General features: G+C 39.4%; 18 protein-coding genes. 1 reads left to right on the top strand and 17 read right to left on the bottom strand.

Annotated elements, in window-relative coordinates; genetic code table 11:
- Positions 1–64: 64 nt before the first annotated feature.
- From alaS to INP94_RS05125, 6 genes are all read right to left on the bottom strand, one after another.
- On the bottom strand, positions 65–2,689 hold the full coding sequence (gene alaS / locus INP94_RS05150; protein ID WP_197544225.1) for an alanine--tRNA ligase: 2,625 nt from the start codon (positions 2,687–2,689) through the stop codon (positions 65–67).
- 187 nt (positions 2,690–2,876) lie between these two features.
- Positions 2,877–3,302 (bottom strand): universal stress protein UspA, encoded by a 426-nt coding sequence (gene uspA / locus INP94_RS05145; RefSeq protein WP_005698692.1) that lies wholly within the window; start codon positions 3,300–3,302, stop codon positions 2,877–2,879.
- A gap of 103 nt (positions 3,303–3,405) precedes the next feature.
- The gene (gene pepP, locus INP94_RS05140) at positions 3,406–4,698 is read right to left on the bottom strand and encodes a Xaa-Pro aminopeptidase (RefSeq protein ID WP_197544224.1); all 1,293 of its coding nucleotides are present in this window, start codon (positions 4,696–4,698) and stop codon (positions 3,406–3,408) included.
- A gap of 12 nt (positions 4,699–4,710) precedes the next feature.
- On the bottom strand, positions 4,711–5,259 hold the full coding sequence (locus INP94_RS05135) for a YecA/YgfB family protein (RefSeq protein WP_049365675.1): 549 nt from the start codon (positions 5,257–5,259) through the stop codon (positions 4,711–4,713).
- 111 nt (positions 5,260–5,370) lie between these two features.
- On the bottom strand, positions 5,371–7,017 hold the full coding sequence (groL, locus tag INP94_RS05130; protein ID WP_005696764.1) for a chaperonin GroEL: 1,647 nt from the start codon (positions 7,015–7,017) through the stop codon (positions 5,371–5,373).
- Positions 7,018–7,039: 22 nt separating this feature from the next.
- Positions 7,040–7,330 carry a co-chaperone GroES gene (locus tag INP94_RS05125; RefSeq protein ID WP_005629492.1) on the bottom strand — a complete coding sequence of 97 codons (291 nt, stop codon included), beginning with the start codon at positions 7,328–7,330 and terminating at the stop codon, positions 7,040–7,042.
- Positions 7,331–7,551: 221 nt separating this feature from the next.
- On the opposite strand from INP94_RS05125, the gene aspA reads away from it, so the two are divergent.
- Positions 7,552–8,970, top strand: a complete 1,419-nt coding sequence (aspA, locus tag INP94_RS05120) for an aspartate ammonia-lyase (RefSeq protein ID WP_070591602.1) — start codon at positions 7,552–7,554, stop codon at positions 8,968–8,970.
- Between the two features lie 83 nt (positions 8,971–9,053).
- Here aspA and INP94_RS05115 read toward each other — a convergent pair whose 3' ends face one another.
- From INP94_RS05115 to rseP, 11 genes are all read right to left on the bottom strand, one after another.
- On the bottom strand, positions 9,054–10,043 hold the full coding sequence (locus INP94_RS05115; protein ID WP_178163516.1) for a transferrin-binding protein-like solute binding protein: 990 nt from the start codon (positions 10,041–10,043) through the stop codon (positions 9,054–9,056).
- 198 nt (positions 10,044–10,241) lie between these two features.
- On the bottom strand, positions 10,242–10,835 hold the full coding sequence (locus tag INP94_RS05110) for a DJ-1/PfpI family protein (RefSeq protein WP_178163514.1): 594 nt from the start codon (positions 10,833–10,835) through the stop codon (positions 10,242–10,244).
- Between the two features lie 85 nt (positions 10,836–10,920).
- A complete protein-coding gene (locus tag INP94_RS05105; RefSeq protein WP_197544223.1) occupies positions 10,921–12,774 on the bottom strand; it encodes an SLC13 family permease in 1,854 nt (617 codons plus the stop codon).
- A 35-nt stretch (positions 12,775–12,809) separates the two neighbouring features.
- Positions 12,810–13,412, bottom strand: coding sequence for a ribonuclease HII (rnhB, locus tag INP94_RS05100; protein ID WP_197544222.1), 603 nt, complete (start codon positions 13,410–13,412; stop codon positions 12,810–12,812).
- Entirely contained in the window at positions 13,405–14,574 is a 1,170-nt protein-coding gene (gene lpxB / locus INP94_RS05095) for a lipid-A-disaccharide synthase (protein WP_197544221.1), read from the bottom strand. Before lpxB ends, rnhB begins: the two co-directional genes overlap by 8 nt.
- Positions 14,575–14,670: 96 nt before the next feature.
- Complete coding sequence (gene lpxA / locus INP94_RS05090) at positions 14,671–15,459, bottom strand: acyl-ACP--UDP-N-acetylglucosamine O-acyltransferase (protein ID WP_049363211.1); 789 nt, start codon at positions 15,457–15,459, stop codon at positions 14,671–14,673.
- 23 nt (positions 15,460–15,482) lie between these two features.
- Complete coding sequence (fabZ, locus tag INP94_RS05085; RefSeq protein ID WP_049363477.1) at positions 15,483–15,887, bottom strand: 3-hydroxyacyl-ACP dehydratase FabZ; 405 nt, start codon at positions 15,885–15,887, stop codon at positions 15,483–15,485.
- Between the two features lie 140 nt (positions 15,888–16,027).
- Positions 16,028–17,053 (bottom strand): UDP-3-O-(3-hydroxymyristoyl)glucosamine N-acyltransferase, encoded by a 1,026-nt coding sequence (lpxD, locus tag INP94_RS05080; RefSeq protein ID WP_197544220.1) that lies wholly within the window; start codon positions 17,051–17,053, stop codon positions 16,028–16,030.
- Between the two features lie 12 nt (positions 17,054–17,065).
- Complete coding sequence (locus INP94_RS05075; RefSeq protein ID WP_049370886.1) at positions 17,066–17,674, bottom strand: OmpH/Skp family outer membrane protein; 609 nt, start codon at positions 17,672–17,674, stop codon at positions 17,066–17,068.
- 103 nt (positions 17,675–17,777) lie between these two features.
- A complete protein-coding gene (bamA, locus tag INP94_RS05070; RefSeq protein WP_197544219.1) occupies positions 17,778–20,156 on the bottom strand; it encodes an outer membrane protein assembly factor BamA in 2,379 nt (792 codons plus the stop codon).
- Between the two features lie 26 nt (positions 20,157–20,182).
- Complete coding sequence (rseP, locus tag INP94_RS05065; RefSeq protein ID WP_197544218.1) at positions 20,183–21,514, bottom strand: sigma E protease regulator RseP; 1,332 nt, start codon at positions 21,512–21,514, stop codon at positions 20,183–20,185.
- Position 21,515 lies beyond the last annotated feature (1 nt).

The following is a 21,515-nucleotide window of genomic DNA, read 5'->3' as shown; positions in this document are numbered from 1 at the left end:
GTTTGCATTTATTAGATATCCCTATCAATCAAGTAAAGATCGGCATCCCACCGACCTGCTTGTACTACAGATTATTGCTTAACCAGTTTTGTGCGACAGTTAATGCTAGATTCACATTTTCTGGTTGGGAGCCTCCTGCCATTGCCATATCCGGGCGACCACCGCCTTTCCCACCAACTTGCTGAGCCATTAAATTCACTAGCTCACCAGCCTTCACTTTAGTAGTTAAATCGCTTGTTACGCCAACGACGAGGTTGACTTTATCATCTAAAATAGATGCAAATACAATTACGCCTGAACCAAGTTGATTTTTTAAATCATCAACCATCACACGTAACGATTTAGTTTCAATTCCGTCTAGTTGATGTACGATTACAGAAACATCATTAATTTTAACCGCACTTTTCACTAAATCGGACCCCGCTTGCATTGCGGCTTTTTCTTTTAATCCTTGTAATTCTTTTTCTGCTTTCTTCGCTTTATCTTGAAGTTGCTGAATTTTCTCAACAAGGGTATTAACGTCAGATTTAAACAAATCTGCACTTTGAGTAAGAATACGTTGTTGGTTATGTAACCAATTAATTGCATTTTCACCCGTTACCGCTTCAATACGACGAACACCTGCTGCAACTGCAGTTTCCGCCACAATTTTAAATAAACCGATATCACCGGTACGTTTAGCATGAATGCCACCACAAAGTTCAACGGAGAAATCTCCCATTGTTAAAACACGTACCACATCAGCATATTTTTCACCGAATAACGCCATTGCACCTTTTGCTTTTGCCGCTTCGATATCCATTACGTCCGTTTGAACCACAAAATTCTCACGTACTTTTTGGTTTACCAACGTTTCAATTTCGTTAAGCTGTGCTTTGGTAATCGCTTCCGGATGAGCAAAGTCAAAACGTAATGCCGTATCAGATACTAACGATCCTTTTTGCACTACATGGTGACCTAAAACTTGACGCAATGCGGCATGTAATAAGTGTGTAGCTGAATGGTTAAGTGACGTTTGATGACGTCTTGCTGCATCTACAACCGCATTGACTGTTTGTCCGACTTTTAAAGTACCTTGCTCTAACTCACCAATATGACCAAATACTTGACCATATTTTTGAGTATCTTTTACATTAAACTGAGCATCTTGAGAAGTTAAATAACCGCTGTCACCAATTTGACCACCTGATTCCGCATAGAATGGAGTATTTTCTAAAACCACCACGGCACTTTGGCCTGCAGTAATACTCTCTACTGATTTTCCATCATGGAAAAGTGCGGTCACTTTGGCTAAAGATTCTGATTCAGTATAACCTTCAAATTTTGTTTCGCCTTCTACACGAATAACATTGTTGTAATCCATGCCGAATTGGCTTGCAGATTGTGCGCGTAAGCGTTGTGCTTCCATTTCACGCTCAAAACCTGCTTCATCAATTGCAATATCACGCTCACGACATACATCTGCAGTTAAATCAAGTGGGAAGCCATAGGTATCATAAAGTTTAAAGGCTACTTCACCTGACAACACACCATCTTTCACTTGAGCAAGCGCATCGTCTAATAAGCTTAATCCGCGCTCTAATGTACGAGCAAATTGTTCTTCTTCTAAACGAAGTAATTTTTCAACATTCGCTTGTTTTTCTTTAACTTCTTTGCCGGCTTCCGCCATGACTTCAATTAAAGTCGGCACAAGTTTATAGAAGAACGCTTCTTTGGCACCTAACAAGTGACCATGACGTACTGCACGACGGATAATACGACGTAATACATAACCGCGACCTTCGTTTGATGGAATTACGCCATCTGCAATTAAATATGCACAAGAACGAATGTGGTCTGCAATTACGCGTAATGATTTATTGGTTAAATCTGTTGTTCCTACAATTTCTGCTGTTTTGGCAATTAATTTTTGGAAAATATCGATCTCATAGTTAGAGTTTACGTGCTGTAATACAGCAGAAATACGCTCTAACCCCATCCCGGTATCAACCGATGGACGTGGTAATTTTTCCATTGTGCCGTCTGCGAGACGGTTAAATTGCATGAATACCACGTTCCAAATTTCGATATAGCGGTCACCATCTTCTTCTGGTGAGCCTGGAGGACCACCCCAAATATGCTCACCGTGATCGTAGAAAATTTCGGTACATGGACCACAAGGACCGGTATCACCCATTGCCCAGAAGTTATCTGATGCATAAGGTGCGCCTTTGTTATCACCAATACGAATAATGCGCTCCGCAGGGACACCGACCTCTTTATGCCAAATGTCATAAGCTTCATTATCGGTTTCATACACGGTTACCCATAATTTTTCTTTTGGTAAGCCGAGCCATTGTGGAGAGGTTAAGAACTCCCACGCAAAATTAATCGCATCATGTTTGAAATAGTCACCAAAGCTGAAGTTGCCGAGCATTTCAAAGAAAGTATGGTGACGCGCCGTATAACCGACGTTTTCTAAGTCATTATGCTTACCACCTGCGCGCACACAACGTTGTGCAGTTGTCGCACGTGAGTAAGGACGTTTATCCATACCAAGGAACACGTCTTTAAATTGGTTCATACCGGCATTAGTAAAAAGCAATGTCGGATCATTTTCAGGCACAAGTGAACTACTTGCGACGACCTGATGCCCCTTGCTATGGAAAAAATCAAGGAATGACTGTCTAATTTCTGCTGTTGTTTTCATTGATAAAACCTTGTGTCTCTATCTCGATCACGATTTATAAAAAAGCTCACTATTCTTGCATATTTTGACCTAGAGAAAAAGGCTTTTTCACTGATCTTAAAAAAGAAAACCGCACTCTACTGCATTAATTGAGAAGTGCGGTTAAAATTTACGTTATTTTAATAGGGCTAAAAATAATTTTTGATCACTATTCGTCGCGAAGTGGCACAACCAACATATCAATTTTAATCGTATTCATCACTTGACGTGTTGAAGACATTAATTTACTCCAGAAATCTTGGTGATGACCTGTCACTAGTAGATCTACATCATACTGATCAATAGCGTCTGTCAAAACTTGACCTAAATCACCGCTACCGCTCAATTTTTCTTTTATTGGATAACCAGCATGTTCCGCTAAATTAATTAGCGCTTTTTGGGTTTCGCTCGAGATTCTATCTTGCATTGATGACATATTGACATCAATTAAACCAGTATAGAGATCCGAGAAGTTTACATCTACATGAATAATGGAAAGTTGCGCATCATTACGTTTTGCAATTCCCACGGCTTTTTTGAGTAGAAATTCACTTTCATCAGAAAGATCTACCGCAACTAAAACGTGTTTGTACATAATCGACTCCTTACTGATTTGATTGGCCTTTTTTATCTAACAGCATATTAGCACCTTAAATGCACAAAAAACTTGCACTAGATCACAATTTTGAGAATTCTTCTCAATTTTTCATTAAATTTTCAATATCATCGATTTCTTTTGGTGCCGCCGCGGTCAGATTTTTATTGCCATATTCAGTCATTAGCAAATTATCTTCAATACGCACGCCAATGCCTTTATATTGAGCAGGCACATCTGCTTCTTCTGAAATATAAATGCCTGGCTCAACAGTGATGATCATCCCCACTTCAAGCATGCGGCTACGATCATCATCATAACGGCCAACATCGTGCACATCCAAGCCAAGCCAATGGCCTAAACCATGCATATAAAATTGACGATAAGCTTTTTCTTCAATCAGCTTATCGACATCCCCTTTCAGAATGCCTAAATCCACCAAGCCTTGAGTTTTAATACGAATCACTTCATCATTGGCCAACTTAATTGAATTACCTGGCACTAATAGCTCAATCGCGCGTTTTTGTGCTTTTAACACTAATTCATAAATCTCACGTTGTGGCTGAGTAAATTTACCGTTCACCGGGAATGTACGTGTGATATCGCCTGCATACATAGCAAACTCACACCCCGCATCAATCAAAACAAGATCGCCATCTTTCAAAGGTTGATCATTTTCAGTGTAGTGCAAGATACAGGCATTATCGCCCCCGGCAATAATGGAATTGTAAGACGGGAATCTAGCGCCATGACGATTAAATTCATGCAGAATTTCGCTTTCAATTTCATATTCAAAACGATTTGGACGAGTCACTTGCATCGCTTTAATATGTCCGAATGCAGTAATCTGTCCCGCTTGCTGCATTAAGCGAATTTCATTCGGGGATTTGATTAAGCGCATTTCACTTAACATCGGCTGCCAATCAAAAACAGCGTAAAATTTCACCGCACTTTCGGCTAATAATTTATCGCCCCAAGGATGACGATCGGCCACATGATAAAATGCGGTCAATTTTTCCGTTAATTTTGGAAATTCTGTTTTAAAATCATCGATAGAATAGGCTTCATCAACATTGAGTTTTTGCGGTGCGCGCTCAACGCCTAATCGACGACCATTCCAGGTTTCAAGTAAAGGATCTCGCGGACGAAGAAATACCACTGCCTTTTCAGCCTCTTCCGTTTTAATCAATAACAACGCTGCATTTGGCTCATTAAATCCCGTTAAATACCAAAAGTAACTGTCTTGACGGAAAGGAAAATCGCAGTCGTTATTACGACGTTTTTCAATTTCGGAAAATAGCAATAAAGCAGAATTTGGCTGCATTTGTGCGAATACTTTTTGACGACGTTCTGTAAATTCTTCTTGCGGTAATGCCGCCATGTATGCGAGATCCATGTTTCGCTCCTTTTAATGTAATATCGGTTTTATTTCTTGTGCATCATCGTTGAAATGGGTGTAAAACAGCATGGCAATGGTGCGAACATATTCAATAATTTCTTCTAGGGCTTCAGCAAGCTCTTCTTCATCATCATCTTCTTCATAACCAAGCTGACAAATATCTTGTAAATCATCTACCGCTTCGCCAATTTCGCCTTTTTCTTTATCTAATTCAGGCTGGACAAGCCCTAAACCCAATAAAAATTGGTTTGCCCAGTCTGATAGACTGTCTGCACGTGCAAACACGCTCTCATCTTCGGTTAAGCCTAATTCAAAATCAAATCCTTCTACATCCCCTAAGGTTTTACCAATCTGTTCATAGATTTCGGTAATCGGCTGAATTAATGCGGTTGGATAGGCGTGGTTATCGTTACTGAATTGATATAAAAGCGGTAACCAGCTTTGATCTTTCAGTCCACCACAAATTAAGCCGCTCAAAAAGCCATGTAATTCAGTTGCATTAATACCAATACCGGCAGATTTGAGTTGTTGATTAAGTTCAGTTTGGGAAATTGTCATTGTTATACCTATAAAATCATTGAAAACCATTAAAGTGTAGCACCACACAAATAAAAATGCGATCGCATTTCTATAAAGAAAAACGATCGCACTTTCTTTTGCAAAGGGGAATTACATCATTCCGCCCATGCCTCCCATACCGCCCATTCCAGCAGCACCTAAATCGGCTTTATCATCTTTTGGAAGATCGGTCACCATACATTCTGTAGTGATCATTAAGCCCGCTACAGAAGCCGCGAATTGTAACGCTGAACGAGTTACTTTAGTTGGATCTAGAATACCCATTTCGATCATATCGCCATACTGTTCAGTACCTGCGTTATAACCAAAGTTACCTTCGCCATTTTTAACCGCACTTGCCACAACAGATGCCTCTTCACCCGCGTTAGTGACGATTTGACGAAGTGGCGCTTCCATTGCACGTAATGCAAGTTTGATACCTACATCTTGTTCTTCGTTATCACCTTTTAAGGTTGCCGCGACTTTGGTTGCAGCACGAACTAATGCAACACCACCACCAGCAACGATACCTTCTTCAACTGCTGCACGAGTTGCGTGTAATGCATCATCCACACGATCTTTTTTCTCTTTCATTTCAACTTCAGTTGCTGCACCAACTTTGATTACAGCGACACCGCCGGCAAGTTTAGCCACACGCTCTTGAAGTTTTTCTTTGTCATAATCAGACGTTGATTCTTCGATTTGCTGACGAATTTGCGCTACGCGACCTTTGATTTGTGCTTCATCACCCACACCATCGATAATCGTGGTATTGTCTTTGTTGATGACAACACGTTTTGCTTGACCTAAATCTTCTAATGTCGCTTTTTCAAGTTCCATACCGATTTCTTCAGAAATCACAGTACCTGCAGTTAAGATCGCAATATCTTGTAACATTGCTTTACGACGATCACCAAAGCCTGGCGCTTTTACTGCTGCCACTTTTACGATACCGCGCATGGTGTTCACGACTAAAGTTGCAAGTGCTTCACCTTCGATATCTTCAGCGATAATTAATAATGGTTTGCCCGCTTTCGCGACACCTTCTAATACTGGAAGTAATTCGCGAATGTTTGATACTTTTTTATCTACTAAAAGAATGTACGGGTTATCTAATTCAACAGTTGCCGTTTCTGGTTTGTTGATGAAGTAAGGTGATAAGTAACCACGATCGAATTGCATCCCTTCAACAACTGCTAATTCATCGTCAAGACCCGTACCATCTTCTACAGTAATCACGCCTTCTTTACCCACTTTTTCCATTGCTTGAGCAATTAATTGACCCACAATGCTGTCTGAGTTCGCAGAAATTGTCCCTACTTGCTCAATTTCTTTAGAGGTTTCGCAAGGTTTAGATAAATTTTTAAGCTCAGAAACAACCGCACTTACTGCTTTATCGATACCACGTTTTAAATCCATTGGATTCATACCCGCAGCCACAGCCTTTAAGCCTTCATTTACGATAGCTTGAGCAAGAACTGTTGCTGTCGTTGTACCGTCACCTGCTGCATCATTGGCTTTAGAGGCAACCTCTTTCACCATTTGTGCACCCATGTTTTCAAATTTATCTTCTAGTTCAATTTCACGTGCGACAGATACACCATCTTTAGTGATGGTTGGTGCGCCAAATGATTTATCTAAAATGACATTACGACCTTTAGGGCCAAGGGTCACTTTTACTGCATCGGCTAATACATTCACGCCTTTAAGCATTTTTACGCGTGCATCGTTACCAAATTTTACGTCTTTTGCTGCCATTTTCTTTTTTCCTTAATTTAAATTATTCCACAATCGCCAAAATATCGTTTTCAGAAATGATTAACACTTCTTCACCATCGATTTTTTCACTTTTCACACCATAACCATCATTGAAAATGACTGTATCGCCAACTTTTACATCTAAAGGTTGAACGGTACCATTTTCCAAAATACGACCTTTACCCACTGCCAATACTTTCGCACGGGTTGATTTAGTCGCCGCTGAACCGGTTAATACGATACCGCCAGCTGAACGAGTTTCTACTTCTTCACGTTTAATGATTACACGATCGTGTAAAGGACGAATATTCATGATTAATTTCCTTCTTATTAAAATAAAGTGTTTTAAATGTGGGGATAACTTTTTCGGTTTCAAGGGGATAAATAAAAAAATTTCACCCTAAAAAAATTTATGCGAGAAATGAAAATATCTCTTATACGTCTTATTTGAAATGTGATCCACGTCAAATTTATTTTCTATTTAAATTCCTATAATTAACTCAAATTAATTAACAACCAGGAAAGGTGATTAAAATGACTCAATACAGAAAAGAAGTGGATTTATTAGGTGAACGCGATGTACCAGCAGATGCATACTGGGGTATCCATACCTTAAGAGCGGTTGAAAACTTCAATATTTCTAATGTAACCATTTCTGATGTACCGGAATTTGTTCGCGGCATGGTAATGGTTAAAAAAGCGACTGCCCTAGCGAATGGTGAATTAGGTGCTATTCCAAGTGATATTGCAAAAGCGATTGTAGCAGCTTGTGATGAAATTCTTACCACGGGGAAATGCTTAGATCAATTCCCATCTGATGTATATCAAGGTGGTGCGGGTACTTCTGTCAATATGAATACCAACGAAGTCGTTGCTAACCTCGCGCTTGAAAAAATTGGTCATAAAAAAGGTGAATATGATGTTATTAACCCAATGGACCACGTGAACGCTAGCCAATCTACCAACGATGCGTATCCTACCGGTTTCCGTATTGCGGTATATAACAGCATTTTAAAACTTATCGACAAAATCCAATACTTACATGATGGTTTCGATAATAAAGCAAAAGAATTTGCTAAAATTTTAAAAATGGGCCGTACCCAATTACAAGATGCTGTACCTATGACCGTTGGTCAAGAGTTTAAAGCCTTTGCCGTATTACTTGAAGAAGAAGTACGTAACTTAAAACGTACCGCTGGATTACTCCTTGAAGTCAACCTTGGTGCAACAGCAATCGGTACTGGTTTAAATACACCACAAGGTTATACAGAATTAGTAGTAAAACACCTTGCCGAGGTAACTGGATTACCTTGCGTACCAGCTGAAAACTTAATCGAAGCAACATCTGACTGTGGTGCTTATGTCATGGTTCATGGTGCATTAAAACGTACCGCAGTAAAACTATCTAAAGTATGTAACGACTTACGTTTACTCTCTTCTGGTCCACGTGCAGGTATTAAAGAAATTAACTTACCTGAATTACAAGCAGGTTCTTCTATCATGCCTGCAAAAGTAAACCCAGTTATTCCAGAGGTGGTGAACCAAGTATGCTTTAAAGTAATTGGTAACGATACTACCGTTACTTTCGCATCTGAAGCGGGTCAATTACAATTAAACGTAATGGAGCCAGTGATTGGTCAAGCAATGTTTGAATCTATCGACATCTTAACCAATGCTTGCGTGAACTTACGCGATAAATGTGTAGACGGTATTACTGTAAACAAAGAAATTTGTGAAAACTATGTATTTAACTCAATCGGTATCGTGACTTACTTAAATCCATTTATCGGCCACCACAATGGCGACTTAGTGGGTAAAATCTGTGCTCAAACCGGTAAAGGCGTGCGTGAAGTCGTATTAGAAAAAGGTTTATTAACAGCAGAACAATTGGATGATATCCTTTCTGTAGAAAACTTAATGAACCCAACTTACAAAGCGAAATTAAATAAATAATCTCGCTGAGGTATAAAAAGAGCGGTCAATTTTGACCGCTCTTTTTTATTAACATTCATTAAAACATGATTAACGACACTTAACTACCATTCATGTCTCGCACTAAATGCACCACTAAAACCTTCTTTCTCATTGATATAAACGCCACCCATTTCATTAGCATTTTCACCAAAGAATGCGCCTTGCAGTTTTGTATCATTTTTTGTACCACTGAATTGGTTTCCAGAGATAGTTCCCTCTAATTCAGCGAGTACATTATCATTCTTCGCTGCACTGGCATGAACTAGGTGGCCAGCAACCGTTTTATCTTCAAAATTTGCCGTCATATCAACACCTACAATACCAAATCTTGGAGGCGCGCCATAAAGATTATCAAGAGCACCTTCACGTAGTGTATCATTATTCACATGGTAGCTACTTATGCCAAGATAACGCACTTTGCCGGTTTTCGGAATATTATCTGTCGGAGTAAGTTCACCTTGGATATAAACGTAGGTTTTTCCATCTTTTTGGTTTTGATAAATCCCATTTTGCATACTGTCTTGGAAAACGACACCATTAACAAAAGCCCCTGTACTTAAATGAATTTCTCCATCCTTATCCACATAAGTATACGCTGGATTTACACCCTCTGGTGCAATATCAATGCGTTTACCATTAACGTTTAACACGTAGATATTATCCGTTGATAATTGATGTACTTTTGGATTCGCAATTTTGTCACTGTCATAACGGCTGCTAAATTCATAAGCAATTCCATTAAATTTACCGGTTGTTGGAATCGCATTATCTTTTGCTGTTGATGGGTGCCCTTTACTTGCCGGTCCTCTTTCAATTATTGTCAAGTGAGGTTGGGTTGATTGGTTTTGGTTATTTGATTCGTTTGTTTGATTTGCTGAATCATTTTCTGATGAAGATTGGTTTGCCGAATTATTCTCTGATGAAGATTTATTCGGTTGGAAAGTTGAAACATTATTAGAAGATGGGTCATAACTCTCTTCTTGGCTCGATGAACAAGCAGATAATCCCATAGCAAGTGCTATAGCTAGTGCAGAAAGCGTTACTTTTCTCATAAAGGAATTCCTCGACTAAGCGGTTAAAAATAAAAGATAATCACTATTTATCATCCAGGATGATACAAGGTAGCATAACAAAAAACAAAACAATAGTATAGTAAATTCATCAGGAATTTTAATATAAATAACGGTCAAAACTCTTTGTATTTTTGACCGCTCTTTTTTTAGATTAAAGAAAATTTAATCTTTTACTTATTATCTGTATATTCCAGCAAAATCATCAAGGCTAGGCTCACTTTGCCAATGATATTCGGTGTGGTTAGCAATGTCTTGAGCCAAGTCACTGCCATAATAATCAGCAATAAACCCAAGCGCCATATCCATACCAGCAGAAACGCCTGATGAAGTGTAAAACTTGCCATCTTTCACCCATCTTGCAACGGGCTGCCATTTTACAGCTGGGCGACATTGTTTTACCCATTCAAAAGATTTTTTATTAGAAGTCGCTTTTAAACTATCTAATCGCCCCGTACAAGCCAATAATGCTGAACCTGTACAAACACTGAGACAAATCTCTGACTCATCAATCCATTTACCAAGCTGATTAATAAATTGTTCATCGTTTACTAACTGACGAGTTCCCTGTCCACCAACAACCAATAACACACTATGAGGTAATAAATGTTCTAGCTTTTCTGTTTCAATATAAAATCCTTGCTTACTACGAATTAATCCACCAACTTGGGATACATAGTGAAGCTTAACATTAGGGACTCTTGCTAAAAACTCAACAGAACCCATTAAATCTAACGTTTCATAGTCATCAAAGACAAGGCAATAAATATTCATTTTCTATTCCAAATACATAATGCAAATGCTTTATAAATTACGACAGCAGTAAAAATTTAACCTCAAAACTGACCGCTCTTTTCATTTAAAATGGAAATAGTGTTGGCACAATAAAAACAGTTACCAACATAACAATTAAGGTAAAAGGCACGCCAATTTTAATAAAGTCAGCAAATTTATAGCCACCAGGTCCCACTACCATGGTATTCACCGGAGAAGATACTGGAGTCATAAATGCAGCTGAAGCCGCAATCGCCACGACCATTGCAAATGGCACTGGAGACACATTAAGCTGGGTTGCGAGAGAAATCGCAATAGGTGCCATCAAAATTGCAGTGGCAGTATTCGATATAAACAATCCGACTAATGCACAAAAAATAAAGAGCACAATCAATACAGGATACATTCCCCATCCATCAATGATTTGAGTCAGCCATTTCACTGCAAACTCAACTCCACCTGTTTTTTGAAGTGCGGTTGAAAATGGCATCATTCCGATAATCAGAATAAGGCTCGGCCATTGAATGGAGTCATAAGCACTTTTCGCATCAACACAGCGGAAATAAGCTAGCATTAAACAGCCAATTAAAGCCGCTACAACATTCGGCACGATGCCTGAAACCATTAATACCACCATAGTTAAAATGGATAGTAAGGCTAGTGGTGCTTGACGTTGAGCTGGTACGGCACGCGCCATTTCTTTCGGATAATTCAATACAAGGAAATCTTTCCGACGATCACGCATCGCTTGAATAAGACGCCAATCGCCAATCACTAAAAGCAAATCACCTGAGCGATATTTTTCTTTAAAGGCATCACTCACCACTACCCCATCTCGCTTAATCCCAACTACATTCAACCCATATTTAGTACGGAATTGTAACTCAGCAGTCGTTTTACCAATACAGGCTGAGTTTGGCACAATAATTAACTCAGCCATTCCAATGGAACGTGCCTGCTGATCAAACGATTGTGATTTGATTTCGGCAGGTTCTAAATGAAACTCTTGGCAAAACATATCGAAATTAAAATCACAGCGTTCCAAATCCACCATGAGAATATCTTTTGCTTTTATCTCTGATGTGCCAAGAGGCATAATGTAACTTGGACGGAAATGCTTCCAACGCTCAATCGCCAACACATTTAGTTGATAGCTAGAACGCAAATGAAGCTGATCTAAGGTTTTACCTACGAAAGGAGAAGTGCTTTTCACCACCAAACGTTTGGTACGATCTTTCAAACCATATTCATTAATTAGCTCATTCATAGAGCTTTGCAGGGTATCTTGATTGCTTTCATCGTTATTATCAGAAAGCCATCGACGGGCAATAAGCATATAACCCATGCCTAGCACTAAGATCAACAATCCGATTGGTGTGAAATCAAAAAACTCAAGACGAAGATTCGTATCTTTCACTAATTCCGCATTCACCACAAGGTTAGGGGCTGTCGCGATTAACGTCATCATCCCACTGATTAATCCCGCTACGCTTAATGGCATCATTAATCGTTTTGGGGAAATATTCATTTGACGGCAAATCATCATCACAACAGGGATAAACACTGCAACCACGCCAGTAGAACTCATAAATGCACCTAATCCAGCCACTGAAAGCATCAGTAAAATAAGCACTTTAGCTTCACTATTTCCCGCAACTTTCAAGATGCCGTCACTCACACGATAAGCAATTCCTGTCCGAACCAAACTTTCCCCCACAATGAAGAGTAAAGCAATCAGGATAATATTAGGATCGCTAAAGCCAACTAAGATCTCTTGGATACTGAGAATGCCACTTAGATAAAAAGAGAGCATCACCAATAATGCCACCACATCCATACGAATTTTATTATGCACAAATAAAATGATGGCTACGCCAAGCAACATCAATGTCCAAAATAATGGGCTCACCCAAAGTGCATGATCAAAAATGGTATTCATTCTCTATCCTTTAATCTTACGACCTTCCACTCTAACTATTCTTCTATGCCTAATGCTTTCTTCACGGGTGAAAAACTACGACGATACTCCGGTAAAGGACCAAGCTCCGCTAACTTTTCTAAATGTAATTTAGTGGGATAACCTTTATGTTGAGCAAAAGCATATTCAGGGTGTTTTTTATCTAATTCTTCCATTTCCTGATCCCGTGCGACTTTTGCCAAAATAGAGGCAGCGCTAATTTCAGCCACAAGTGAATCCCCTTTCACCACAGCTTGGGCAGGCAAACCAAGGTTAGGCGGAATTCGATTACCATCCACCAACACAAAGTGCGGTTGAATTTTTAAGGCTTTTACGGCTCGCTCCATGGCTAACATAGAGGCATGCAGAATATTCAATTCATCAATCTCGGCTGGCTCTGCTCGCCCCATTGCCCAAGCTAAGGCCTTCTCTTTAATTTCTGCTGCGAGTGCAAGACGTTTTTTCTCGCTGAGCTTTTTAGAATCCGCCAAACCAGAAATCGGCTTATTCGGATCTAAGATCACTGCAGCCGTTACAACTGCCCCCACTAAAGGGCCTCGGCCAACTTCATCCACTCCTGCAAATAATTGATAACCTTCAGGATAAACAAAATCAGTCATGTTTTTGCTCCAATAAATCAATCACAGCTTGTGCGGCTTGGCTATCCGCATCACATTGAATTAATTTATGCAACGCTGTAAAACGTTGAATTAAAACACTGCGAGATTTGACCGCACTTTCGTCATCGCCTAAATACTGAGAAAGTTGTTCTGCCAATTTTTGCGGTTCGCAATCTTCTTGAATCATTTCTGGCACAAGCATTTCATCCGCTAACAAATTAGGCAATGAAATATATTTTGTTTTGACCAATCGTTTTGCCAAGAAATGCGTGAAAGGTTTCATTCGATACCCCACTACCATTGGCGATTTACACAACATCGCCTCAAGCGCTGCGGTACCCGAAGCAAGTAAAGTTGCTTCGGCAGCAATCATCACTTGGCGTGCTTTACCATCAATTAAATGCATATCGAGATCAGGTGCAATCTGAGCCTTTATTTCCTCAAATTGCTGGCGACGTTTTTCATTCACTAAAGGGACTAAAAACTGCAAGTCTGGATATTTTTCTTTTAATAACAAAGCGGTTTTTAGAAATGGTTCTGAAAGAAACCCAACTTCGTTCCCCCTACTCCCCACTAAAATGGCAAGATAACGTCCTTTTTCATCAATACCTAAGATCTGGCAAGCTTCCGTTCTATTTGGTTTTAATAGAATCGTATCTGCCATGGTATGGCCAATAAAACGGCAAGGCACATTAAAACGATCATAAAAGGCTTTTTCAAAAGGAAGAAAGGCTAATACTTGATGAGTCGCTTTGGCAATTTTATAAATACGATTTTGACGCCAAGCCCAGACAGATGGACTCACGTAATGAATGGTCTTAATCCCTTTTTCTTTTAATTTCAGTTCAACCGTAAGATTGAAATCCGGTGCATCAATACCGATAAATACATCAGGTTTAATGTCAGAGAGTTGGTCGATGATACTACGACGAATTTTTAGCAATCGCGGCAAATGTTTGAGAACTTCTACTAGCCCCATGACAGAGAGCTCTTCCATATCAAAAAAGCTTTCAAAGCCTTGAGCAATCATTCGCTCGCCACCAATCCCGACAAATTTAGCTTGCGGATAGTGGCGTTTTAGCGCCTGAATGAGACCTGCACCAAGAATATCGCCAGAGACCTCGCCGGCAATAATCGCAATAATCGGATTTTCTTTAATCATTAAATTTATCCTAAAAAACAACCGCACTTTGAACAAATCATAGTGCGGTCTCTTTGTTATTTCATCATTTTCTCTTAATGAGAAAAGAAACGTTAATTAACGAATAATGCCACGGGTAGAACGTTTGAAGAATTCCACAAAGAAACTAATTGCAGATTCAGTTTGCGCAATCTGTTCAATTTCAGGCAATACTTCTTCGAGGGTTTTACCACTACGGTAAATCATTTTATAGACGTTACGAATCGCGTGCATGGTTGGTTTATCAAAACCACGACGTTTTAATCCTTCCAGGTTAACACCGAAAGGCTGAGCATGGTTACCTTGAGCCATCACATAAGGTGGCACATCTTGGCTAACCATAGAACCGCCACCTAGCATAACATGTGCCCCTACGATCACAAATTGGTGAATCGCAGACATACCACCAACAATCACAAAATCATCTAATTCAACATGACCAGCAAGTGTTGCGTTATTTGCTAAGATACAGTTATTCTTGATTTGGCAATCATGAGCAACATGTACGTTTACCATGAGTAAATTGTTATTACCAATACGTGTTACACCACCACCTTGGATAGTGCCGCGGTGAATCGTCACATGCTCACGAATACGGTTTCCATTACCAATAATGGTTTTTGTTGCTTCGCCCTTATATTTTAAATCTTGGTTCACTTCACCAATGCTGGCGAATTGATAAATCTGGTTATCTTCACCAATCACGGTATCGCCTTTCACGACAATGTGAGAATTTAAAACAGTACGTGCTTTAATCTCAACGCTCCCTTCAATAATACAGAAAGGACCGATAACAACATCTTCGCCAATAACTGCGCCATCAGCAACAAGCGCGGTCGGGTGAATTTTTGCACTTGGGTGGATCATACTTACCCCTTAATTTTCTTTAATTATCGACGAGCACACATTAATTTGGCTTCACAAGCTACTTCACCGTTTACGGTTGCAATACCCGTGAATGCTGTAATACCACGACGTTCTTTAATCACTTGAACGTTCAATTCCATTTGATCTCCAGGTAATACTGGGCGTTTGAAACGCGCTTCATCAATACCTGCGAAATAGAATAATTCGCCACCTTTTAATTCATGAGTTTTAAATGCAAGTAATCCCATTGCTTGTGCCAAAGCTTCAAGAATTAACACACCTGGTAAAATCGGTTCACTCGGGAAATGGCCGGTAAAGCAAGGTTCGTTTACACTGATATTTTTAATTGCTTTTAACCATTCACCTTCTTTGTAGTCCAACACGCGATCCACTAATAAAAATGGATAACGATGTGGCAATAAGGTCATAATTTCTTTTGCTTCAATCACTTTACTTACTTGATTCTCTGACACGTCTAATACCTTTAAAATAAATAATAATAAAACATTGAGATTATACGATATTTCTGTATAAAAATAAAACGCACCCTAAGGTACGTTTTAAAATCTTAGCCAAGTTTTTTCTCAAGGGCTTTCAATCGTTTATTCATACCATCAATTCCCAAGGTAAGTGCGGCTGTTTTTCGCCACTCTTTATTGGTTTGTAGTGGAATGCCCGATGAATATACGCCAGGCTCAGTAATTGGGCGCATCACCATGCCCATGCCTGTCACGGTTACTTTATCGCAGATTTCCATGTGGCCATTAATCACACTTGCTCCGCCAATTAAACAATAACGACCTACTTTTAGGCTACCCGCCATAATCACACCGCCAGCCACCGCTGTACCTGTGCCAATATGAACGTTATGGGCAATTTGACAAAGGTTATCAATGATGACGTTATCTTCAATGACTGTCGCGTCTAAGGCACCACGGTCAATACAAGTACAAGCACCGATTTCGACATTATTACCAATAATCACTTGCCCTACTTGTGGAATTTTCACCCAGCGGCCACGATCATTCGCATAACCGAAGCCATCACTACCGATGACTGCACCTGATTGAATTAAGCAATTTTGCCCAATTTCGACTTCATGATAAACGCTTACGTTTGCCCAAAGCTGTGTACCCGCGCCAATTTTTGTGAATTTACCCACAAAACAACCCGCGCCAATAATCACGTTATCGCCTAATACAACACCTTCTTCAATAACGGCATTTGCACCAATTGATACATTTTCACCAATTGAAGCTTTTTCAGAAATAACCGCACTTGGGTGGATATTTTGAGCAGCTTTTGGGGTGGTGTCCATATATTGAGCTAATACTGCATAAGCAACATAAGGATCTTTTACGATAAGTAAATTACTTTCAGGTGAGCAAAATTCCACATCCGCTTCTGACACGACAAGAATACCAGCTTTAGATTCAGCTAATAAAGGGCGAAATTTTGCATTAGAAATGAAGGTCAGTTGGTTAGGTTCTGCTTTTGATAGTGCGGCAATATTATTAACGACAACGTCGGCGTTACCGCGAAGGGTACCGCCGACTTTTGTTGCTAATTCCTGTAAAGAGTAGGATTTTTGCATTATGAGAACCTATTATTTTTTCTCTTCAGTTTTTGCTGGCGCTGCTTTTTCAGTTGCTGGAATAGATTTTAATACTTCTTCAGTAATATCTTTACCATCTACTGCAAATACTACAGAGTTAGCATCTAAAACATAAGTATAACCTTTTGCTTTTGCTAAGTTATTCGTTGCAACTTGAATGCTTTCTAATAATTTACCACGCTCTTCAGTTTGACGTTTTTCGTTTAACTCTTGGAACTCTGCCACTTTTTTATCTTGCTCTTCCATTAATTTATTTAATGCAGCTTCTTCATCTGAACCAAATTTAGTGATTTCTTCTTGGCGTTTTTGAATTTCAGCTTGACGTAAACGAGGTGCATCTTTTTGTAAAGCAGCCACTTTTGCTTCTACTTTTTTACGAGATGCTACGATTTTGTCATCAATTTCTTTCTTACTTGCAGCAAGTTTGTCCGCCATTGGTTTGAATTCTGCATCTAACTTATCTGCTACAGCTTGACGATCCGGGTGATTTTGGAATAAGTAACCCGCATTGATGAATGCGATATTTTCATCTGCAGCAGCAAAACCTGATGCAAGTGCAAGACCTAAAGAAAGTGCGGTAACTTTTACTACGTTTTTCATATTTGAATTTCCTTAAATTAGTTTAGTAAATATTTCTGTGTCAGCTAACTCACTGACACAGAACGAAGATTTTGACTTAAATAGAACGTAAAAGTTCAATTTATTAGAAAGAACCACCAATACTAAATTGGAATTGTTCTACATCATCATTTTCATATTTTTTGATTGGTTTCGCGTAAGAGAATACCAATGGTCCGATTGGTGATTGCCATTGGAAAGCAACACCAGTCGAAGCACGGATTCGACCTGCTTTGCTGTAATCAGGTAATGTTGCATAAATCGGAGATGATTTTAAGCCTTCTTTATCTGATTTCCATTTTGTATTCCAAACGCTCGCTGCATCAACGAAAAGTGAGGTTCTTACGCTATTTTGGCTTTTATCTCCAACAAATGGGGTTGGAACAATAAGTTCCACGCTTGCTGTAGCCATCGCGTTACCACCAACGACATCAGTACTTTGATACCATTGGCCATATTTGTCTTGATAAATCGCATTAGGACCTACTGCACCATAAGCAAAACCACGTAATGAACCGATACCACCCGCCGTATAAAGTTGATAGAACGGTACACGTTTACCACCTAAGCCATTTGCATAAGAAGCAGTTGCTTTTCCAGATAATACCCAGCGATGATCACGATCTAATGGGTAGAAACCTTGAAGATCAGCACTTAATTTATAATATTTATTATCAGATCCTGGAATGGTGACACGGCCACCTAAACTTGCTTTCACCCCTTTAGTTGGGAAATAGCCACGGTTTAGGCTGTTGTAGTTCCAACCAAATGAGAAATCAAAATCATTAGTTTTGATTGAGTTTCCAGTCAAATTCATTGACTTCATGTATAAATCACGGTTGTATTCATACGCGAAGTTACTGATTTTATTATAAGTATAACCTAATCCCACGTAATATGAGTTATTCTCATTAACTGGGAATCCTAATGTCATGTTACCACCATAAGTGGTACGTTTATAGGTTGATGAAGTATCACTTTTCGAGTTATCGTAAGTTTCATAGAATACGTTTCCACCTAAACTTACGCCATCTTTAGTAAAGTATGGTTCTGTATAACCCAAGTTTACACTTGTACCGTAGTCATTACGTGTACCACCTAGACTTACCGCCGCACCTGTTCCCAAGAAGTTATCTTGTTTCACACTAGCTTGATAGCTAATACCACTTTCTGTACCATAACCGATACCAAAGTTAATGCTACCGGTATTACGTTCTCTTACTTTATATACGACATCGACTTCATCATTAGAACCCTGGATTGGTTCAACACGATTTTCTACGCTCTCAAAGAAACCTGTTCTATCTAAACGCACTTTACCTAACTCAACTAATTGTGAGTTATACCAAGTTCCTTCTTGCTGACGCATTTCTTGACGTAATGTACTATCTGCAGAAACGGTATTACCTTCAAAGCGAACTTGACGTACAGATAAACGACGTCCTGCATCAACCACAAAGGTTAATGCTAATGTTTTATTCGCATCATCAAAAGTTGGTACAGCATTAACCGTTGCACTACCGTAACCACGTTCACCTAATTTATCTTTAATTAAGCTTTCAACATTTTGCACATCCGCACGGCTGAACGTATCGTTTAAGTGAAGTTCACCTAATAATGGTTGCAATTCATCAGCCATACCACCTAAGTTACCGACAATACGAGCAGAACTTAAATTGTATTTTTCGCCTTCACTTACATCAATAGTGATATCTGCTTTGGTATGCTCTTCATTTAACTGAACATCTGTTTTAGTCACTTTCGCTTTTGCGTAACCATTATTTTGGTAGTAATCTTGGATAGTTTGGATATCTTTCTCAAACTGAGAACCATCAAACTTATTACCCCAAAGTTTCCACCAAGCATCCGGTTGAAGCTCCATTTGTTCTTGTAATTTGCTGCTAGAAATCGCTTCATTTCCATTAAAAGTCACTGAACGAAGTTTTGCTGTATCATCTTCATCAATTTGAAGGGTTATTTCTGCACGGTTATTGGGTAAAGTCGTCACGATAGGCTCAACTTTCGCATTATAGCGACCTACGCTCTTATAATGTTCTCTTAAGCTTTGAGCAAACCCTTCTAACTTCGCACGATTTAGCACCTCACCGCTCTTTAATCCATTTGCATCAAGATTTTGTTTCAGTGCTTCCGTAGGAACGGCTGAGTTGCCTTTAATATTCACTTCAGAAATGATTGGTTTCGCAATAACGCTCACAACTAATGCGTCGCCATCTTGGAAAGCTTTAACATCATCAAACTGTCCACTTACGAATAATGAACGTACAATATTGGCTACATCTTTATCCGTTACACGCTGACCACTACGAACAGGAAGGCTTGCGAGAATTTGCTGTTCTAAGTCTCCTTGAGCGCCGTCAACACGAATGTCTTTTGCTACAAATGGTGCCGCAAATACACTCGTTGTAGTACCGAATAACAAACTTGCGATTAGAAGTTTTTTCATCGACTTTATCCTATAAAAAACAATAGTTATAAACGTAAGAAATCATTAAAAAGCACAAAAATTGTTTCAATTAACAAGATTGTGAGCCCTATACGATAACTTAAATTTTGTACCCGTTCTGAAACAGGTTTTCCTTTGATAGCTTCCGCTGCCAAAAATATGAGATGTCCACCATCTAAAACTGGCAACGGAAATAAATTCATTATGCCTAAATTAACACTGATTAACGCGAGAAAACTTAAGAAATAAATCACCCCCGCGTTAGAAGATGCGCCTGCACCTTGGGCAATTGAAATTGGCCCCGCCAAACTGGAAAATGAAAGCTCTCCACTAAACAATTTCCCGATTGCCTTCACAATAAACCAAGAAATTTGGCCTGTTTTTTCCACACCTTTTTGTAGGGCATCAAGAATACCATATTTTAATTCAGTTCGATACTGTTCGCCAACTTTTAAGAACGTCGGACTTAACCCAACAAACCATTTACCGTCTTGATTCTTCTCCGGTTGCAAGGTTTTGTCAAAAATTTCTTGATTGCGTTCAACCTTGATTGTAAAAGGTTGACCTTGTTGCACCAGTGCAACAAAAGCTTTCCAATCAAGTGCGGTCGAATTTTCTGCTAAAATTTTATCGCCAATTAACAAGCCTGCTTTTTCTGCTGGTGAGTTTTCCACTACTTTAGATAGTGTCATCTCTACTTTACTTGAAACGGGATTGATCCCTAATGTTTCAAATGCTGTTTCTTTATCTGGCTCAAATGACCAATTTTGCAGATTAATAGTTCGTTGATAAGGTTGTTCTTCACCAAAAGGCGTTAATGTGAGTTCAACCGAATCAGAACCTAACTTATCAGTGAGCAATAAATTAATGGTTTCCCAATCGGGTGTATTCTTCCCATCAATTGCTAAAATCTGGCTATTCGGTTCAATTTGAGCCATCGCAGCGGGAGAATTTGGCGTGACATTTTCAATGACTGGTTTAACACTCGGAATTCCAACGGCATAAATGACCCAATATGCCAAAATCGCAAAAATAAAATTAGCCAAAGGGCCTGCAGCAATCACAAAAGCACGTTGCGCGACTGATTTGCTTTCAAATGCCTGCGATTTTAATTCTGCGGGAACTTCTTCATTTCGTCCATCAAGCATTTTGACATAACCGCCAAGTGGAATGGCCGAAATAGCAAACTCTGTGCCTAATTTATCTGTGCGTCGCCAAATCACTTTACCAAAGCCAATCGAAAAACGATGAACTTTAATACCACACTTTCTTGCCGCCCAAAAGTGGCCGTATTCGTGTATAGCAACCAATATGGCAATTGCAACAATAAATGAGCCAAGCGACCACAAAAACGACATG

The sequence above is a fragment of the Haemophilus parainfluenzae genome (genome assembly GCF_014931395.1).
In the GTDB taxonomy this organism is placed as follows: domain Bacteria; phylum Pseudomonadota; class Gammaproteobacteria; order Enterobacterales; family Pasteurellaceae; genus Haemophilus_D.
Note: the sequence above shows the minus strand (reverse complement) of the source record. Positions and strands in the feature narration are given on the sequence as shown.

What these genes read in the sequence shown, in the direction of transcription:
- alaS (WP_197544225.1), bottom strand. Translation starts at nt 2,689, where the DNA reads ATGAAAACAACAGCAGAAATTAGACAGTCATTCCTTGATTTTTTCCAT.
- uspA (WP_005698692.1), bottom strand. Translation starts at nt 3,302, where the DNA reads ATGTACAAACACGTTTTAGTTGCGGTAGATCTTTCTGATGAAAGTGAA.
- pepP (WP_197544224.1), bottom strand. Translation starts at nt 4,698, where the DNA reads ATGGATCTCGCATACATGGCGGCATTACCGCAAGAAGAATTTACAGAA.
- INP94_RS05135 (WP_049365675.1), bottom strand. Translation starts at nt 5,259, where the DNA reads ATGACAATTTCCCAAACTGAACTTAATCAACAACTCAAATCTGCCGGT.
- groL (WP_005696764.1), bottom strand. Translation starts at nt 7,017, where the DNA reads ATGGCAGCAAAAGACGTAAAATTTGGTAACGATGCACGCGTAAAAATG.
- INP94_RS05125 (WP_005629492.1), bottom strand. Translation starts at nt 7,330, where the DNA reads ATGAATATTCGTCCTTTACACGATCGTGTAATCATTAAACGTGAAGAA.
- aspA (WP_070591602.1), top strand. Translation starts at nt 7,552, where the DNA reads ATGACTCAATACAGAAAAGAAGTGGATTTATTAGGTGAACGCGATGTA.
- INP94_RS05115 (WP_178163516.1), bottom strand. Translation starts at nt 10,043, where the DNA reads ATGAGAAAAGTAACGCTTTCTGCACTAGCTATAGCACTTGCTATGGGA.
- INP94_RS05110 (WP_178163514.1), bottom strand. Translation starts at nt 10,835, where the DNA reads ATGAATATTTATTGCCTTGTCTTTGATGACTATGAAACGTTAGATTTA.
- INP94_RS05105 (WP_197544223.1), bottom strand. Translation starts at nt 12,774, where the DNA reads ATGAATACCATTTTTGATCATGCACTTTGGGTGAGCCCATTATTTTGG.
- rnhB (WP_197544222.1), bottom strand. Translation starts at nt 13,412, where the DNA reads ATGACTGATTTTGTTTATCCTGAAGGTTATCAATTATTTGCAGGAGTG.
- lpxB (WP_197544221.1), bottom strand. Translation starts at nt 14,574, where the DNA reads ATGATTAAAGAAAATCCGATTATTGCGATTATTGCCGGCGAGGTCTCT.
- lpxA (WP_049363211.1), bottom strand. Translation starts at nt 15,459, where the DNA reads ATGATCCACCCAAGTGCAAAAATTCACCCGACCGCGCTTGTTGCTGAT.
- fabZ (WP_049363477.1), bottom strand. Translation starts at nt 15,887, where the DNA reads ATGACCTTATTGCCACATCGTTATCCATTTTTATTAGTGGATCGCGTG.
- lpxD (WP_197544220.1), bottom strand. Translation starts at nt 17,053, where the DNA reads ATGCAAAAATCCTACTCTTTACAGGAATTAGCAACAAAAGTCGGCGGT.
- INP94_RS05075 (WP_049370886.1), bottom strand. Translation starts at nt 17,674, where the DNA reads ATGAAAAACGTAGTAAAAGTTACCGCACTTTCTTTAGGTCTTGCACTT.
- bamA (WP_197544219.1), bottom strand. Translation starts at nt 20,156, where the DNA reads ATGAAAAAACTTCTAATCGCAAGTTTGTTATTCGGTACTACAACGAGT.
- rseP (WP_197544218.1), bottom strand. Translation starts at nt 21,514, where the DNA reads ATGTCGTTTTTGTGGTCGCTTGGCTCATTTATTGTTGCAATTGCCATA.